Source organism: Moorena sp. SIO4A1, assembly GCF_010672065.1.
Classification (GTDB): Bacteria; Cyanobacteriota; Cyanobacteriia; order Cyanobacteriales; family Coleofasciculaceae; genus Moorena.
Genome location: NZ_JAAHHX010000593.1, coordinates 1 through 1,613 on the forward strand (window position 1 = coordinate 1; position 1,613 = coordinate 1,613).

Genomic DNA, 1,613 nt, shown 5'->3' on the forward strand with positions numbered 1-1,613 from the left:
TCTACCTTTGCTGCTCCAATGCCAACCTGAGCTAATAGTTTTTTGAACATAGATTCTAGTTTTTTAGCTAACTTTGCTACTAGCTTAATCTATGATTCTGGAGTTTTAGGGAGTCGGGAGTCGGGAGTCGGGGAGATGGGGAGATGGGGAGATGGGGAGATGGGGGAAATTTTTATTAAGGGTAATTATCCCGAAATGATATAATAAACTTTAATGTACTTCATCAGTATGATCAACTATATCTAGCAATTATCATAGCTAAGTACAAAATTTCGGGATTTTAGGGAACAGGGAACAGGGAACAGGGAACAGGGAACAGATAAGAGCTAATAGGGAATAGGGATGCACTGCATCAAGACTGTACCTCATAACTACGATAAAAGCTATAAATGCAACACTTAGGTGCCGTGATTTCCCTACGGTCACGCGGGGCGCGATTGACCTTTGGTCACGCGGGGCGCGTTCGCAAATTGAGATTATAACCAGGATTCCACAAGTAATGCTCTGACCTGCTGCATCCGCTGAAAATCGCTATCGGCTGAAACGATGATCAATCCATGGCGCAATGCGATTGCAGCAATCCATAAATCGTTATCCTTAAAGGGTGACAAGGGGAGTAAAGACTAGTCTTGAAGGGGGGTCTAGCCAAAAGATGCAAAAAAGATTAGGGTAGTCTATGACCACCCCAAAAAACCAAAAATGCTACCGACATTATATCAGAAAGTTTTAGAAAAGCATCTCAACGAGAAGCAAAATCTGACAGTTCAACTATTGATATTGATGCTTCAAAGCTTCCGTCAAGTCAAATTATCAACCAAGGCCGCGTGTGTTTCCTCAACCGATCACTTATGAGAGCAGACTAAGGAATTTGCAGAGATTTTTAGTACTGCCGCAATGGAATGTAAAACTGTTGTGGTTTCCCATAGTCAAATATTGGTTGAAACAAGAATATAACGGAGATCGACTGAACCGAGAGCAAAGAAGAAGACGGAAAAAATTAAAATATTCTGAGTCGGGGCAAATCTTGGTAGTGATAGACCGAACTCAATGGAAGGAAAGGAATTTAATGGTGGTAAGTATAATATGGGGTAAACATGCTCTCCCGGTGTACTGGGATTTGATTGGCAAAAAAGGTAGTAGTAATTTATCCTTTCATAAAAAAGTACTTCAACCGGTTTTGAAGCTGATCAAACCTTATCCGACTATTGTGGTAGGGGATAGGGAATTTCACAGTGCCAAGCTGGGAATGTGGCTGAGGCTCAGAAGAGTAGACTTTATTCTCCGTCAGAAAAAGAGTGCTTGTATTCAACAAAATGGCTTAAATTATCAAGCTTTAAAGTCCCTGGGATTTCAACCAGGATACACTCACTTTATAGAGAATATTACCTGCAATAAAGAGCAGAAATTATCTCCTTTTAACTTGGCAGTTCGTTGGAAACGAAAATACCGTGGCAAAGAACACAAAAACCCTTGGTACTTACTGACAAGGTAAGCATTCAGGTGATGGGGTTGACAAAGCCACCCCAGTTACTTGAAAACTGGAATGAGAGACAATTGGTTAGAACAGTGTCTAGCTCCTAAAGACAGAGCTTGAGTGAGGAACTCAATCACAT

Annotated in this window: 3 protein-coding genes; 2 read left to right on the top strand and 1 reads right to left on the bottom strand. The window is 41.1% G+C overall.

Annotated features, from left to right (window positions below; translation table 11 throughout):
• Window positions 1-42: 42 nt before the first annotated feature.
• The gene (locus tag F6K53_RS40995) at window positions 43-204 is read left to right on the top strand and encodes a hypothetical protein (protein ID WP_293086007.1); all 162 of its coding nucleotides are present in this window, start codon (window positions 43-45) and stop codon (window positions 202-204) included.
• Window positions 205-476: 272 nt separating this feature from the next.
• Here F6K53_RS40995 and F6K53_RS41000 read toward each other — a convergent pair whose 3' ends face one another.
• Window positions 477-611: a PIN domain-containing protein gene (locus tag F6K53_RS41000; protein ID WP_293086010.1), complete on the bottom strand. Its 135-nt coding sequence runs from the start codon at window positions 609-611 to the stop codon at window positions 477-479.
• A 215-nt stretch (window positions 612-826) separates the two neighbouring features.
• On the opposite strand from F6K53_RS41000, the gene F6K53_RS41005 reads away from it, so the two are divergent.
• On the top strand, window positions 827-1,492 hold the full coding sequence (locus tag F6K53_RS41005; protein ID WP_293086013.1) for an IS4 family transposase: 666 nt from the start codon (window positions 827-829) through the stop codon (window positions 1,490-1,492).
• The last annotated feature ends 121 nt before the right edge of the window (window positions 1,493-1,613 follow it).